At 70.2% G+C, this 13,742-nt stretch carries 14 protein-coding genes and 1 pseudogene; 12 read left to right on the top strand and 3 right to left on the bottom strand.

Translation table 11 applies throughout. The annotated features are described in order from the left end of the window. Positions 1–51: 51 nt before the first annotated feature. From LZ604_RS10795 to LZ604_RS10770, 6 genes and pseudogenes are all read left to right on the top strand, one after another. The gene (locus LZ604_RS10795; RefSeq protein ID WP_067395620.1) at positions 52–360 is read left to right on the top strand and encodes a DUF2469 domain-containing protein; all 309 of its coding nucleotides are present in this window, start codon (positions 52–54) and stop codon (positions 358–360) included. Between the two features lie 88 nt (positions 361–448). Then, positions 449–850, top strand: coding sequence for a YraN family protein (locus tag LZ604_RS10790; RefSeq protein ID WP_234514542.1), 402 nt, complete (start codon positions 449–451; stop codon positions 848–850). Beyond that, positions 850–2,475: a YifB family Mg chelatase-like AAA ATPase gene (locus LZ604_RS10785; protein WP_234514540.1), complete on the top strand. Its 1,626-nt coding sequence runs from the start codon at positions 850–852 to the stop codon at positions 2,473–2,475. Before LZ604_RS10790 ends, LZ604_RS10785 begins: the two co-directional genes overlap by 1 nt. Continuing rightward, positions 2,472–3,633: pseudogene (dprA, locus tag LZ604_RS10780) on the top strand (DNA-processing protein DprA). The gene LZ604_RS10785 and the pseudogene dprA overlap by 4 nt, the downstream one beginning before the upstream one ends. 269 nt (positions 3,634–3,902) lie before the next feature. Then, the gene (whiG, locus tag LZ604_RS10775; protein ID WP_234514528.1) at positions 3,903–4,745 is read left to right on the top strand and encodes an RNA polymerase sigma factor WhiG; all 843 of its coding nucleotides are present in this window, start codon (positions 3,903–3,905) and stop codon (positions 4,743–4,745) included. 190 nt (positions 4,746–4,935) lie between these two features. Further along, on the top strand, positions 4,936–5,493 hold the full coding sequence (locus LZ604_RS10770) for a TetR/AcrR family transcriptional regulator (protein ID WP_234514925.1): 558 nt from the start codon (positions 4,936–4,938) through the stop codon (positions 5,491–5,493). Between the two features lie 55 nt (positions 5,494–5,548). Here LZ604_RS10770 and LZ604_RS10765 read toward each other — a convergent pair whose 3' ends face one another. Continuing rightward, on the bottom strand, positions 5,549–6,187 hold the full coding sequence (locus tag LZ604_RS10765) for a murein hydrolase activator EnvC family protein (RefSeq protein WP_234514526.1): 639 nt from the start codon (positions 6,185–6,187) through the stop codon (positions 5,549–5,551). 273 nt (positions 6,188–6,460) lie between these two features. On the opposite strand from LZ604_RS10765, the gene rpsB reads away from it, so the two are divergent. From rpsB to LZ604_RS10740, 5 genes are all read left to right on the top strand, one after another. Then, entirely contained in the window at positions 6,461–7,348 is an 888-nt protein-coding gene (gene rpsB, locus LZ604_RS10760) for a 30S ribosomal protein S2 (RefSeq protein ID WP_234514512.1), read from the top strand. Positions 7,349–7,534: 186 nt separating this feature from the next. Continuing rightward, positions 7,535–8,371 (top strand): translation elongation factor Ts, encoded by an 837-nt coding sequence (tsf, locus tag LZ604_RS10755; protein ID WP_234514510.1) that lies wholly within the window; start codon positions 7,535–7,537, stop codon positions 8,369–8,371. Positions 8,372–8,578: 207 nt separating this feature from the next. Continuing rightward, a complete protein-coding gene (pyrH, locus tag LZ604_RS10750; RefSeq protein ID WP_234514508.1) occupies positions 8,579–9,337 on the top strand; it encodes a UMP kinase in 759 nt (252 codons plus the stop codon). Between the two features lie 167 nt (positions 9,338–9,504). Then, complete coding sequence (gene frr / locus LZ604_RS10745) at positions 9,505–10,062, top strand: ribosome recycling factor (RefSeq protein ID WP_059129097.1); 558 nt, start codon at positions 9,505–9,507, stop codon at positions 10,060–10,062. Beyond that, positions 10,062–11,186: a phosphatidate cytidylyltransferase gene (locus LZ604_RS10740; RefSeq protein ID WP_234514506.1), complete on the top strand. Its 1,125-nt coding sequence runs from the start codon at positions 10,062–10,064 to the stop codon at positions 11,184–11,186. Before frr ends, LZ604_RS10740 begins: the two co-directional genes overlap by 1 nt. Before the next feature lie 255 nt (positions 11,187–11,441). On the opposite strand, the gene LZ604_RS10735 is transcribed toward LZ604_RS10740, so the two are convergent. Then, positions 11,442–11,897: a MarR family winged helix-turn-helix transcriptional regulator gene (locus LZ604_RS10735; RefSeq protein ID WP_234514503.1), complete on the bottom strand. Its 456-nt coding sequence runs from the start codon at positions 11,895–11,897 to the stop codon at positions 11,442–11,444. Positions 11,898–12,004: 107 nt separating this feature from the next. Between LZ604_RS10735 and LZ604_RS10730 the strand changes: the two genes are divergently transcribed. Continuing rightward, positions 12,005–12,934, top strand: coding sequence for an alpha/beta hydrolase (locus tag LZ604_RS10730; protein ID WP_234514501.1), 930 nt, complete (start codon positions 12,005–12,007; stop codon positions 12,932–12,934). Between the two features lie 196 nt (positions 12,935–13,130). Here the strand turns inward: LZ604_RS10730 and LZ604_RS10725 are convergent, their stop codons facing one another. Further along, entirely contained in the window at positions 13,131–13,484 is a 354-nt protein-coding gene (locus LZ604_RS10725; RefSeq protein ID WP_234514499.1) for a DUF6233 domain-containing protein, read from the bottom strand. Positions 13,485–13,742 lie beyond the last annotated feature (258 nt).

The following is a 13,742-nucleotide window of genomic DNA, read 5'->3' as shown; positions in this document are numbered from 1 at the left end:
CACGGGACTGGCGCACAATGGTGGGACCGCACGGCTGAAGGGGAACATGCCATGAGCGCCGAGGACCTCGAGAAGTACGAGACCGAGATGGAGCTCAAGCTCTACCGGGAGTACCGCGATGTCGTCGGTCTGTTCAAATACGTGATCGAGACCGAGCGGCGCTTCTACCTCACCAACGACTACGAGATGCAGGTGCACTCGGTCCAGGGCGAGGTGTTCTTCGAGGTGTCCATGGCGGACGCCTGGGTGTGGGACATGTACAGGCCCGCACGCTTCGTGAAGCAGGTACGCGTCCTTACGTTCAAGGATGTGAACATCGAGGAGCTGAACAAGACCGATCTCGAGCTGCCCAGCGGGTGACGGACGGCACCACCTCACCCGCCCGGGTGACGGAGTTGTCCACAACCACCGGCCTGTCCACCAAGATCCACAGCGGGATGCCGCATGCGTGACGGTGGGCGCCGGAGGTGGTGCCGACATGAGCACACATCAGGCACGCAGCGCACGGGGCAGGTACGGCGAGGAACTGGCCGCCCGGCGCCTGTCCGAAGCCGGAATGACGGTCCTGGAGCGCAACTGGCGCTGCGGCCGCAGCGGTGAGATCGACATCGTCGCCCAAGACGGCGACGTGCTGGTGGTCTGCGAGGTCAAGACCCGCACAGGCGGCTCCTTCCAGCACCCCATGGCCGCCATCACACCCGCGAAAGCGGACCGGCTGCGCGGCCTCGCCGAGCGCTGGATCCAAGGCCACGGCGGCGCACCACCGGGCGGAGTCCGGGTCGACATCGTCGGCGTCCTGCTGCCCGAGCGCGGCGCCCCCGTGGTCGAGCACGCGCGGGGGGTGGCGTGATGGGCTTCGCACGCACATGCTCCGTCGCGCTGGTCGGCGTCGAAGGCGTGGTCGTCGAGGTCCAGGCCGACCTCGAACCCGGCGTCGCCGCGTTCACCCTGGTGGGCCTCCCCGACAAGAGCCTCACCGAGAGCCGCGACCGCGTACGGGCCGCGGTGGTGAACGCCGGCGCGCCCTGGCCGTCCAAAAAACTCACCGTGGGGCTCAGCCCGGCCTCCGTTCCGAAGGCCGGCAGCGGCTTCGACCTCGCCGTCGCCTGCGCGGTGCTCGGCGCCGCGGAGCGGATCGACCCGCGCGTACTCGCCGACATCGTGATGATCGGCGAGCTGGGACTGGACGGACGGGTCCGGCCCGTGCGGGGCATCCTCCCCGCCGTACTCGCCGCGGCGGACGCCGGGTACGAACAGGTGGTCGTACCCGAGTGCGCGGCCGCCGAGGCCTCACTCGTACCCGGTGTCTCCGTACTCGGCGTCCGCAGCCTGCGCCAGCTGATCGCGATCCTCGCGGACGAACCCGTACCCGAAGAAGAACCGGATGAACAGGGCCGCCCCGACCCGCTCCTCGCCGGCCTGCGCGTGCCCGGCACCGGCGCGGCCACGGGCATGCACAGCCTGCGCGCCGCCCAGCACGACCAGGACCACGATCTGGCCGACGTCGTCGGCCAGATCTCCGCACGCACCGCAGTGGAAGTCGCAGCGGCCGGCGGACACCACCTGTTCCTCGAAGGACCACCCGGCGCCGGAAAGACCATGCTCGCGGAACGACTGCCCGCCCTCCTGCCCAAACTCACCAGGCAGGAATCGCTGGAAGTCACGGCGGTGCACTCGGTGGCCGGACTGCTCCCCCCGGGCAAGCCCCTCATCGACACACCCCCCTACTGCGCCCCGCACCACTCGGCCACCATGCAGGCGCTCGTAGGCGGCGGACCCGGCGTCGCCCGCCCCGGCGCCGTGTCGCTCTCCCACCGGGGCATCCTCTTCCTCGACGAGACACCCGAGTTCAACAGCCAGGCCCTCGACGCACTCCGCCAGCCCCTGGAAGCGGGACACGTCGTGATCGCCCGCAGCGCCGGTGTCGTACGGTTCCCCGCGAAATTCCTGATGGTGCTCGCGGCCAACCCGTGCCCCTGCGGCCGCTTCTCCCTACGCGACACCCTCTGCGAATGCCCGCCCTCGGCGATCCGCCGCTACCAGGCCCGGCTCTCCGGCCCACTCCTGGACCGCGTCGACCTCCGCGTCGAGGTGGATCCGGTCACCCGCGCCGAACTCACCGGGCGCCGCGCCCCCGGTGAATCCACCGCGACAGTGGCCGCCCGGGTCCACGACGCCCGGCAGCGAGCGGCGGCCCGCCTGGCGGACACCCCCTGGCGAACCAACAGCGAGATCCCGGGCCGAGAGCTGCGCAACCGCTGGCACGCCGCCGGCGGCGCCATGGACCAGGCCGAGCGCAGTCTCGAACGCGGGACGCTGACCGCCCGAGGGCTGGACCGGGTGCTGCGCGTCGCCTGGACCGTCGCCGACCTCGCGGGGCACCCCCGTCCCGACGCTGCCGACGTCGCCTTGGCCCTCCAACTGCGCACCGGCGTTCCACGGGGTGTACCGATGGCCATCGGAGCCTCCGCATGAGCCGGGACGACACCCCGGACGGTGAACGCCTCGCCCGGATCTTCCTCACCCGCGTCCTCGAGCCCGGCGACGAGACGGCAGGCCGGTGGATCCGCGAGTACGGGGCCGAGGAGGTGGCCCGACGGCTGAGGGGTACACGGGCACGGCTGCCGGGAGTACCGGAAAAGCGATGGGCGGGACTGCGGGCGCGCGCCGAGAGAGCCGAGCCGGAGCGCGACTGGACCGCCGCCCGGGAGACGGGAATGCGATTCCTGTGCCCCGGCGGCCCCGAGTGGCCGGCACAACTCGACGACCTCGGGGACGCCCGCCCCATCGGGCTGTGGGTGCGCGGCCGCCCCGCCCTGCGACTGTGGGCCCTGCGGTCCGTCGCGGTCGTCGGCGCCCGTGCCTGCACCGAGTACGGCGCCCACATGGCGGCCACCCTCGCCGCAGGCCTCGCCGAGTGCGGATGGGTCGTGGTGTCGGGCGGCGCCTACGGCGTCGACGGAGCGGCCCACCGCGGAGCCCTCGGCGCCGGCGGCTCCACCGCCGCCGTACTGGCCTGCGGAGTCGACCGGCCCTACCCACGCGGCCACACAGGGCTGATCACCAGAATCGCCGAGCAGGGCCTCGTGATCGGAGAACTGCCCCCCCGGCGATCACCCGACACCCAGCAGATTCATCGTGCGGAACCGCGTCATCGCGGCGCTCACCCGCGGCACCGTCGTCGTCGAGGCCGCCCACCGCAGTGGCTCCCTGGTCACGGCGCGTGCCGCACAGCGACTCGGCCGCCACACCATGGGCGTGCCCGGGCCGGCCACCAGCAGGCTGTCCGCAGGAGTCCACGAACTGCTGCGCGGCGAAGCGGTGCTGGTCACGGACGCCGCCGAAATCGTCGAACTCGTCGGAGGCATGGGAGAGCTCGCTCCGGACCGGCGCGGCCCCGTGCTCCCCCGCGACCTGCTGGAACCGGCCGCCCGGCGCGTACTGGCAGCGCTGCCCGGGCGCGGCACGGCGGCGGCGGGCGAGATCGCCCGCGGTGCCCAGACCAGCGAGGACGACGCGGTCGGGAGACTGTACGAACTCCGATCACTTGGATTCGTCGAACGACACGGCGACGGCTGGAAGTTGACACGCCAGGCGGTGACCTCCGTCCGACAAGATCACGGTCAGTGTTGACCCAGCGTGTTCGGCCGTCCGGGCGACCCCCGACGCCCTTGGCAATTCCACCAGTTGACCCTTTCCGGCGATCACTCAGGGCGACGGCCATCACCGCGGCAGACGTCCCACCACACCCCTTCGCGCACGGGTGACGCCTCGCCCTTCGCACACTGCGACACCGCAGTCACGCTACGCTCACGAGGATCCCGACTCAGAAGGCCCTCGACATCAGACCGACAGCTCACCCAGGCATCCCCAGTCCACGGCAGAACGGCACAAGGCGACGAATGCCCCAGCACACCTCCGGGTCCGACCGGGCGGCGCACCCCCCAGCCGCCCGTGACGGCGGCAGCGTGCGCCCGCCCGCTCCCTCGACGCTCGACGAGTTGTGGCGGTCGTACAAGGAGACGGGAGACGAGCGGCTGCGGGAGCAGCTGATCCTGCACTACTCGCCGTTGGTGAAGTACGTGGCGGGGCGCGTGAGCGTAGGCCTGCCGGCCAATGTGGAACAGGCGGACTTCGTGTCGTCCGGAGTCTTCGGGCTGATCGACGCGATCGAGAAGTTCGACATCGACCGGGAGATCAAGTTCGAGACGTACGCGATCACCCGGATCCGGGGCGCGATGATCGACGAGCTGCGGGCGCTGGACTGGATCCCCCGGTCGGTGCGGCAGAAGGCGCGCAGCGTGGAACGGGCGTACGCGACCCTGGAGGCGCGGCTGCGACGCACCCCCACCGAAGGCGAGGTCGCGGCCGAGATGGGCATCGGCGTCGAGGAACTCCACGCCGTCTTCAGCCAGCTGTCGCTGGCGAACGTGGTGGCCCTGGAGGAGCTGCTGCACGTCGGCGGCGAGGGAGGCGACCGGCTCAGCCTCATGGACACCCTCGAGGACACCGCCGCGGACAACCCCGTGGAGGTGGCCGAGGACCGGGAGCTTCGACGCTTCCTCGCCCGGGCGATCAACACGCTGCCCGACCGGGAGAAGACCGTGGTGACGCTCTACTACTACGAAGGACTCACACTCGCCGAGATCGGCAATGTGCTCGGCGTCACCGAGAGCCGCGTGAGCCAGATCCACACGAAGTCGGTCCTCCAGCTACGGGCCAAGCTGGCCGGCTTCGGGCGCTGACCCGGGACGACGGCCGAGCACGACGGCCCGTGGCCGCCCGGACCGGCGGCACGCGCCGGGCGCACGTAGCCCAAAAGCCCGCACACGGCGCACGACTGGCCCAGGCGAGCGGCACACACGGGCCAGTGGCTCCCGCGGGCGGCGCTCCGTCCGTACAGTGGTTGACGTGCCAAGGATTCGAGCGGCCTCCGTGGCCGAGCACCGGTCGATGCAGCGAGCCGCCCTGCTGGACGCGGCCCGGTCCCTCCTGTCCGAGGGCGGTACGGACGCACTGACGTTCCCGGCCCTCGCCGAGCGGACCGGCCTGGCGCGCTCCTCCGTGTACGAGTACTTCCGCTCCCGCGCGGCCGTCGTCGAGGAACTGTGCGCGGTCGACTTCCCCGTCTGGGCCGCGGAGGTCGAGGCGGCCATGGCGGCGGCGGACGGTCCCGAGGCGAAGATCGAGGCGTATGTGCGGCAGCAGCTGGCGCTGGTGGGGGACCGCCGGCACCGGGCCGTGGTCGCCATCTCGGCGAGCGAACTGGACGCCGGGGCGCGCGAGAAGATCCGGGCCGCGCACGGCGGGCTCGTGACGATGATCGCCGACACGCTCGGCGCGATGGGGCATGACGAGCCCCGGCTCACGGCCATGCTGCTCCAGGGAGTGGTCGACGCGGCGGTACGGCGCATCGAGCTGGGAGCCGCGGAGGACCCGGCCGTCATCACCGAGGCGGCGGTCGCCATGGCCCTGCGGGGCGTCCGGGGCTGAGCTTCCCCTCGGGGGGCCCTCCCCCCTCCCCCTCCCTCCCACCCACAAGCCCCCGCTAAGGCAACGGCACCCCCTCCACCCGCAGCAGCCGCGACGGCCCCACACGCAGCAGCCAGGGCGGCAGCAGGGACAGCGGATTCAGATAGGTCTCGCCGCGGCGCAGCCCCCAGTGCAGACACGGTCCCGCGCAGTGGGCGGTCGGTGGTTCCAGTACTCCGAGTACCTCGCCCGGCCGGACGGTGTCTCCCGTGCGGACCGACGCGCGTACCGGCTCGTACGTCGTCCGCAGGGGTGGCGCGCCCGTTCCTGCCAGTTCCACGGAGACCACACCCCGGCCCGCCACCCGCCCGGCGAAGGTGACCCGGCCGGCCGCCACCGCCCGCACGAGGTCGCCCGGGGCCGCCGCCAGGTCGACGCCCCGGTGTCCCGGCCCGTACGGCGTAGCCGGAGGCTCCCAGCCCCGTACGACCGTCGGGTGGACGCCCACCGGCCACAGGCGGGCGGCGGCGGGCGTCGTCCGGTCGGGGACCGGCGTGCCGGCCGGGGCCGGGGCCGGGGCCGGATCCGGGCGGGGTGACACGCCCGCCCACGCGACGGGGGTCCGGGGGACCACCGACGCGACGGGCGTCGACACGCCCGCCGCCGTCAGCAGCAGCACCGCGGGCCACCACCGCACATTTCGTTCAGCTCGCATGCGGGTACCGTCTCGCACACCGGGCGATCATGGCCGAGATCTGTGGACAACCGTCCGGTTGTGGACAGGGGCGTCACCCGCCGCTCCGCGGGTCCCGTACACTTCTTGTGGCGATCCGGGTCACCGGGTCGACTTCGCACGCCCCGGCACCAGGCCCTCGATGAGGCCGGTGTCAGCGCTCCTCGGTCCTTTGCGGCACGGCGCATCGCGGGCGTCAGGCGCGGGTGCCATCCGGTGCCCGCGGCACAACCGAGAAACTCAAGGAGAACGGCCATGGCCGTCGTCACGATGCGGGAGCTGCTGGAGAGCGGCGTCCACTTCGGTCACCAGACCCGTCGCTGGAACCCGAAGATGAAGCGCTTCATCTTCACCGAGCGCAACGGCATCTACATCATCGACCTGCTCCAGTCGCTGTCGTACATCGACCGCGCCTACGAGTTCGTCAAGGAGACCGTCGCCCACGGCGGCACCGTCATGTTCGTCGGCACGAAGAAGCAGGCGCAGGAGGCCATCGCCGAGCAGGCCACCCGCGTCGGCATGCCGTACGTGAACCAGCGCTGGCTGGGCGGCATGCTCACCAACTTCTCGACCGTCTACAAGCGTCTGCAGCGCCTCAAGGAGCTGGAGCAGATCGACTTCGAGGACGTCGCCGCCTCCGGTCTGACCAAGAAGGAGCTCCTGGTCCTCTCCCGTGAGAAGGCCAAGCTGGAGAAGACCCTCGGTGGTATCCGCGAGATGCAGAAGGTGCCGAGCGCCGTCTGGATCGTGGACACCAAGAAGGAGCACATCGCGGTCGGCGAGGCCCGCAAGCTCAACATTCCGGTCGTCGCGATCCTCGACACCAACTGCGACCCCGACGAGGTCGACTACAAGATCCCGGGCAACGACGACGCGATCCGCTCCGTCACCCTGCTCACCCGTGTGATCGCCGACGCCGTGGCCGAGGGCCTCATCGCCCGCTCCGGTGCCGCCGCCGAGGGCAAGGGCGAGAAGGCCGCGGGCGAGCCGCTCGCCGAGTGGGAGCGCGACCTGCTCGAGGGCGAGAAGAAGGCCGACACCGAGGAGGCCGCCCCGGCCGCCGAAGCTCCGGCCGCCGAGGCTCCGGTCGCCGAGGCTCCGGCCACCGAGGCTCCGGCCGTCGCCGAGGGCGAGCAGGCCTGACCTCAGGCCCGTTCGGCTGATGTGAGGGCGAGTGGCGCCGGGCGCGCCACTCGCCGTTCACCTGCAGCCCTTAGATCTACGTAGCGCGTAGATCTTCGTAGCCCGTAGATCTTTGGCGGACCCGCGCCCGAGCCGCGGCGGCCGCCGACTTCGAGACTTCGAACTCCGAGAAGAGATTCACAGATCATGGCGAACTACACCGCCGCCGACGTCAAGAAGCTCCGTGAGCTCACCGGCGCCGGCATGATGGACTGCAAGAAGGCGCTGGACGAGGCCGAGGGCAACGTCGAGAAGGCCGTCGAGGCGCTCCGCATCAAGGGCCAGAAGGGCGTCGCCAAGCGCGAGGGCCGCTCCGCCGAGAACGGCGCCGTGGTCTCGATCATCGCCGACGACAACTCCTCCGGTGTCCTCGTCGAGCTGAAGTGCGAGACGGACTTCGTCGCCAAGGGTGAGAAGTTCCAGGCCGTCGCCAAGGCGATCGCCGAGCACGTCGCCAAGACCTCCCCGGCCGACATCGAGGCCCTGCTCGCCTCCGAGATCGAGGCCGGCAAGACGGTTCAGGCGTTCGTCGACGAGGCCAACGCCAACCTCGGCGAGAAGATCGTCCTGGACCGCTTCGCGCAGTTCTCCGACGGCTTCGTCACGGCGTACATGCACCGCACGATGCCGGACCTGCCGCCGCAGATCGGTGTCCTCGTCGAGTTCGACAAGCCCAACGCCGAGGTCGCCAAGGGCATCGCCCAGCACATCGCCGCCTTCGCGCCGAAGTACCTCTCCAAGGAGGACGTCCCGGCCGAGGTCGTCGAGTCCGAGCGTCGTGTCGCCGAGGAGACCACCCGCGCCGAGGGCAAGCCCGAGGCCGCGATCGCCAAGATCGTCGAGGGTCGCCTGAACGGCTTCTTCAAGGACGCCACGCTGCTCGGCCAGCCGTACGCCCTCGACAACAAGAAGTCCGTCCAGAAGGTTCTGGACGAGGCGGGTGTCACCCTGAAGCGCTTCACGCGCATCAAGGTCGGCATCTGAGTCCGTACCGCGATCGACGGGAGACCCGGATAGGGTCGACGGTCGAAAGCAGTCGTCCGCTTCAGGCGCGTGTGCCGTCCCGCACGCGCGCGTGACGGGCGACAGCAGATCTGACGAGGAGGCCATTGCCGCGCATGGGATGTGAAACACCCCCCATCGGCAATGGCCTTCTTCGTATGTGCGACACGTAAAAGAGGCGGGATCTCCATGACCACCAAGGCCGAGAAGAGCGACGACGGCAAAGTACGCGGCCGGTTTCTGCTGAAACTGTCCGGAGAGGCGTTCTCCGGCGGCACCGGACTCGGCGTCGACCCGGACGTGGTGCATGCCATCGCCCGTGAGATCGCGGCCGTGGTGCGCGACGGATCCCAGATCGCCGTCGTCATCGGTGGCGGCAACTTCTTCCGCGGAGCCGAACTCCAGCAGCGCGGGATGGACCGGGCCCGTTCCGACTACATGGGCATGCTCGGCACGGTCATGAACTGCCTTGCCCTCCAGGATTTCCTGGAGAAGGAGGGCATCGACTCGCGCGTGCAGACCGCCATCACCATGGGTCAGGTCGCCGAGCCGTATATTCCGCTGCGGGCGGTGCGCCACCTGGAGAAGGGCCGCGTGGTCATCTTCGGCGCCGGCATGGGCATGCCGTATTTCTCGACCGACACGACCGCCGCTCAGCGTGCCCTCGAGATCGACGCCGAGGCGCTGCTCATGGGCAAGAACGGTGTGGACGGAGTCTACGACTCCGATCCGAAGACCAACCCGGAGGCCGTCAAGTTCGACTCGCTCAGCTATGGCGAGGTCATCACCCGTGACCTCAAGGTCGCCGACATGACCGCCATCACGCTGTGCCGGGACAACAAGCTGCCCATTCTGGTCTTCGAGCTTCTGGCGGAAGGCAATATCGCGCGTGCCGTCAAGGGTGAGAAGATCGGCACACTCGTGGGTGACCAAGGCAGCCGGGACTGACCGGACGCCGACCCGTCCGGGGCGCCCGTCGGGGCGACGGACCCTGGCCGGGGGATGGACAATGACCTGCCGGTCCGGAACCGTGCAGGAAGAAGACGCGACGCAGCCGGCCGCGTGACCGACGAGTGACAGCTGCCGGGCCTACTCAAGACACGCAGGAGCAAGTGGTGATCGAAGAGACCCTCCTCGAGGCCGAGGAGAAGATGGAGAAGGCCGTCGTGGTCGCCAAGGAGGACTTCGCCGCGATCCGCACCGGCCGTGCGCACCCGGCGATGTTCAACAAGATCGTGGCCGACTACTACGGCGCACCGACGCCGATCAACCAGCTGGCCTCGTTCTCGGTGCCGGAGCCGCGCATGGCCGTGGTGACGCCGTTCGACAAGAGCGCGCTGCGCAACATCGAGCAGGCGATCCGCGACTCCGACCTGGGCGTCAACCCGAGCAATGACGGCAACATCATCCGCGTGGTGTTCCCGGAGCTCACCGAGGAGCGCCGCCGCGAGTACATCAAGGTCGCCAAGGGCAAGGGCGAGGACGCCAAGGTCGCGATCCGCTCCGTCCGCCGCAAGGCCAAGGACGCCATCGACAAGCTCGTCAAGGACGGCGAGGTCGGTGAGGACGAGGGCCGCCGTGCGGAGAAGGAGCTCGACGACACCACCGCGAAGTACGTCGCTCAGGTGGACGAGCTGCTCAAGCACAAGGAAGCGGAGCTGCTCGAGGTCTGATGAACGACTCTTCCTGGGGGGCGCCGCCACAGACCGGGTATTGGGGGCCCGCCGACGAGGGACCGGTCCGGGAGACCGGCCCGGCGGGTCCCGCGTACGATGCGCATGACGCCCAGCAGACTCGCCCCATGCCCATCGTGCCCGACGTGCCCGCGCAAGGCGGAGACCAGGATGACGACCGGGGGGCCGCTCGGCTGAGCGGCCCCTTGTTCCGCAACCAGACGCCGCAGGCGCCGTCCCACTGGGCGGCCTCGCAGAATCCGGAGCCCATGCCCGACGCCCCACAGCCGGCGCCCGCACCGCAGAAGAAGAGCGCGGGCCGTGATCTGGGTGCGGCCATAGGGGTCGGGGTCGGGCTCGGCGTTGTGATCGTCGTGTCGTTGTTCATCGTCAAGGCCGTGTTCGTGGGTGTCATAGCGGTCGCCGTCGTGGTGGGGCTGTGGGAGCTGACGAAGCGGCTGGAGGAGCGCAAGGGCATCAAGGCGCCCCTGGTGCCGCTCGCGGTCGGCGGTGCGGCGATGGTCGTCGCCGGGTATGTCCGGGGTGCCGAGGGTGCCTGGGTGGCGATGGCTCTGACCGCGCTCGCGGTGCTGGTGTGGCGCATGACGGAACCACCGGACGGCTATCTCAAGGACGTCACGGCGGGTGTCTTCGCGGCTTTCTACGTGCCGTTCCTGGCCACATTCGTCGCCATGATGCTGATGGCCGGCGACGGCCCGCAGCGCGTGCTGACCTTCCTGCTCCTGACGGTCGTCAGCGACACGGGTGCCTATGCGGTCGGCTGGCGGTTCGGGAAGCACAAGCTCGCCCCGCGCATCAGCCCCGGCAAGACCCGCGAGGGCCTGGTCGGTGCGGTGGCCTTCGCCATGGCGGCGGGCGCGCTGTGCATGCAGTATCTGATCGACGGCGGTTCGTGGTGGCAGGGCCTGCTGCTGGGCCTCGCGGTCGCGGCCAGCGCCACGCTGGGCGATCTGGGCGAGTCCATGATCAAGCGTGATCTGGGCATCAAGGACATGGGCACCCTGCTGCCGGGCCACGGCGGGATCATGGACCGTCTCGACTCGCTCCTTCCGACCGCTCCGGTGGTCTGGCTGCTGCTGGTGCTCTTCGTCGGGAGCAGCTGAGGGAGCGGCTGACGGACCGTCCCGCGCCGGGGATCCGCGGTCCGGTCGTGGCCGAGGGGCTCACCGTCCACGGGACGGTGAGCCCCTCGCTGCAGCTTGGCCTGTGGATCGAGGTGCCGAGCGACTCGGACTTGTCACTCGGAGTGGGACTTGGCATGCCCTGTCGGCCCGTTCTCTCCGTATCTCGTAGAGAGGTCAACGACGGCCGGTAGTCATTGAGGTCTTCTCAGAGCCAGGTCGGATGCCCTTCGCGGGTCATGTCCCCTCATTCCGGTCGGCCGTGGGGCCCGCCTCCAGGGTTGCGCGAAGGATGGCCAGGGTTGAGGCGATGCGGGCCAGGTCATCGGGGGGAACCGCCGCGGTCAGTGAGATGAGCTCGCTTTCGACAAGGGGGCGGGAAGCGGACAACTGCTTCTCACCCGCGGGTGTGAGGCGGAGGACGGACGAGCGGCGGTCCTGGGGGTGCGCGACCCGCAGGCACCAGCCCGCAGCCACCAGCCGGTCGACCGCCTTGCTGACGGCCCCCACGGTGATCGCCAGTTCGCCGACGATGTCGAGCACGCGGCACCCCGGCACGCGGTCGATGATCTCCAAAAGCTCGAACTGTCCCAGTCCCAGCCCTTGTTCGGCGCGCAACCGGGCGCTCACCGCGTTGTAGAGCCGGGTCTCGACGCGGACCAGATCGGTGAAGATCGGGGTGATGTGGCTCACATTAGCTCCAATGGATTCCCAGGAATCATCTTCCTTGGAATCCGGTTGGGGTCAGGTAGGTGGATTCCCAGGAATCCATCCTCGCACCCGACCCATGGAGGCCCCGCATGTCCCGACAGCAGCGCGACGCCCTGGACGCCCTACTCCGTTCCGTCCCTCGCAGCGAGATGCGGCCCACTCTCGAGGAGCAGCGCAGCGGTTTCGCCGCGGCTGTCACCCGCCCCGCGCCGGAGGGCGTGGTCACCCGCAGGGCCGTCCTGGGCGGGCGGCCGATACTGGAGCTGGAGCCGGTCGAAGCCTCCGGCCGCGGCCGACTGCTCTACCTGCACGGCGGCGGCTACGTCATCGGCTCACCGGACACCCACGCAGGGCTGGTCGGTGAACTGGCCCGCCGCGCCGGGCTGCGCGCGACGTCGGTGGATTACCGGCTGGCGCCCGAGCACCCTTTCCCCGCGGCTGTCGACGACGGGCTCGCGGCCTACCGTGAGCTGCTGGCGTCGGGCACCGACCCACGGGACCTCGTCATGGCCGGTGACTCCGCCGGTGGCGGATTGAGCATCGCCACGCTGCTCGCCGCCCGGGAGGCCGGGCTGCCGCAACCAGCCGCCGTGGTCGTCTTCTCCCCTTGGGCCGACCTCACCCTCGCTGGCGGAAGCATCCGTTCCAAGCAGAGCGCCGACCCCATTTTCACAGAGGCCGACGTGCACGCCTACGCCGATCTCTACGTCGGCGCAGGCGACAGGGCGCATCCCCTGGCCAGTCCGGTGTTCGCCGACCTCACCGGACTGCCCCCACTCCTCGTGCAGGTCGGGGCGAACGAGGTGCTCCTCGACGACGCGGTCCGGCTGGCCGGCCGCGCGGGAGCCGACGGCGTCGAGGTCACGCTCGAAGTCGGCCCCGGCCTCCCCCACGTCTTCCAGCACCACTACGGCCGCCTCGACGAGGCGGACGCCGCACTCGACCGCGCCGCCCGCTTCCTCACCGCCCACCTGAGCGCCGGGCGCCCGGGTGCCGACCATCTCGAACCGGTCCACTGACGCCGACCCGGCGGCCTACACGTGATGTCGGCGATGGCCGCAGGAGCGCCATCGCCGACATCACGGGTTCGATTTCAGTAAGTTCGATGTCTCTGCGGGATCAGGCGTGGACCACGATCTTCGCGCCGACCGGCGCGGTAGCGCTGTGCGGTGAACAGCCCTCTGGTTGTCGCGGTGGTCGAAGGATCCCGGGGGTCTACTCCATGAAGCCGAGCGCGGAATCCGCACGGCAGTGCGGGCACGCCGGCACCTGCCGGCGCAACGCATCCAGTGCCTGCACCCGCGAGACGCCGATGCACCGGCTGCTCTTACGTACCGTCCAGCAGTCGCCTACGTGCACCGCCACCAGGTTGTCCTTGTTCAGGCCCCGCTCGATCAGCCACTCAGGGGGAGGCGGGCGCATCTCCTGGGCTCGACGGTGCTCCGCCTCTCGGCGCTGTTCCTCGGTGATCCAACGGTCGAGCTGTGCCAGTGCCGCCGTCGCCTGCTGGACCACAACACGGCGCGCGAAGCGCAGCAGCTCCAGACGAGACGGCGGAGTGTCGTTCACATGTTCGATTCTAGGGGGTGCGCCTATGCGGGAGCATCATGGGCCCTGGTGTTCTGTGGCAGCGGAGGCTGAGCGTTGTCACCCAAGATCGGTGGCCGGTAGGTTCGTGACATCGAAGCTTGAGTTGCCTGCTCGGGAGGGCGCGGAGGTGGACGGCTGGGACTGATGACCGGCCCGCCTTGGACGCCACCGGGCCCGCCCAGCCTTTGACGGCACGCGCTCAGAGTTCCGTGGGCCGGGCCGTCTCCGGGCCGTCCG

It is taken from the genome of Streptomyces glomeratus (genome assembly GCF_021462825.1).
Lineage (GTDB): Bacteria > Actinomycetota > Actinomycetes > Streptomycetales > Streptomycetaceae > Streptomyces > Streptomyces glomeratus.
Note: the sequence above shows the minus strand (reverse complement) of the source record. Positions and strands in the feature narration are given on the sequence as shown.

What these genes read in the sequence shown, in the direction of transcription:
- LZ604_RS10795 (WP_067395620.1), top strand. Translation starts at nt 52, where the DNA reads ATGAGCGCCGAGGACCTCGAGAAGTACGAGACCGAGATGGAGCTCAAG.
- LZ604_RS10765 (WP_234514526.1), bottom strand. Translation starts at nt 6,187, where the DNA reads ATGCGAGCTGAACGAAATGTGCGGTGGTGGCCCGCGGTGCTGCTGCTG.
- whiG (WP_234514528.1), top strand. Translation starts at nt 3,903, where the DNA reads ATGCCCCAGCACACCTCCGGGTCCGACCGGGCGGCGCACCCCCCAGCC.
- tsf (WP_234514510.1), top strand. Translation starts at nt 7,535, where the DNA reads ATGGCGAACTACACCGCCGCCGACGTCAAGAAGCTCCGTGAGCTCACC.
- LZ604_RS10730 (WP_234514501.1), top strand. Translation starts at nt 12,005, where the DNA reads ATGTCCCGACAGCAGCGCGACGCCCTGGACGCCCTACTCCGTTCCGTC.
- pyrH (WP_234514508.1), top strand. Translation starts at nt 8,579, where the DNA reads ATGACCACCAAGGCCGAGAAGAGCGACGACGGCAAAGTACGCGGCCGG.
- rpsB (WP_234514512.1), top strand. Translation starts at nt 6,461, where the DNA reads ATGGCCGTCGTCACGATGCGGGAGCTGCTGGAGAGCGGCGTCCACTTC.
- LZ604_RS10740 (WP_234514506.1), top strand. Translation starts at nt 10,062, where the DNA reads ATGAACGACTCTTCCTGGGGGGCGCCGCCACAGACCGGGTATTGGGGG.
- LZ604_RS10785 (WP_234514540.1), top strand. Translation starts at nt 850, where the DNA reads ATGGGCTTCGCACGCACATGCTCCGTCGCGCTGGTCGGCGTCGAAGGC.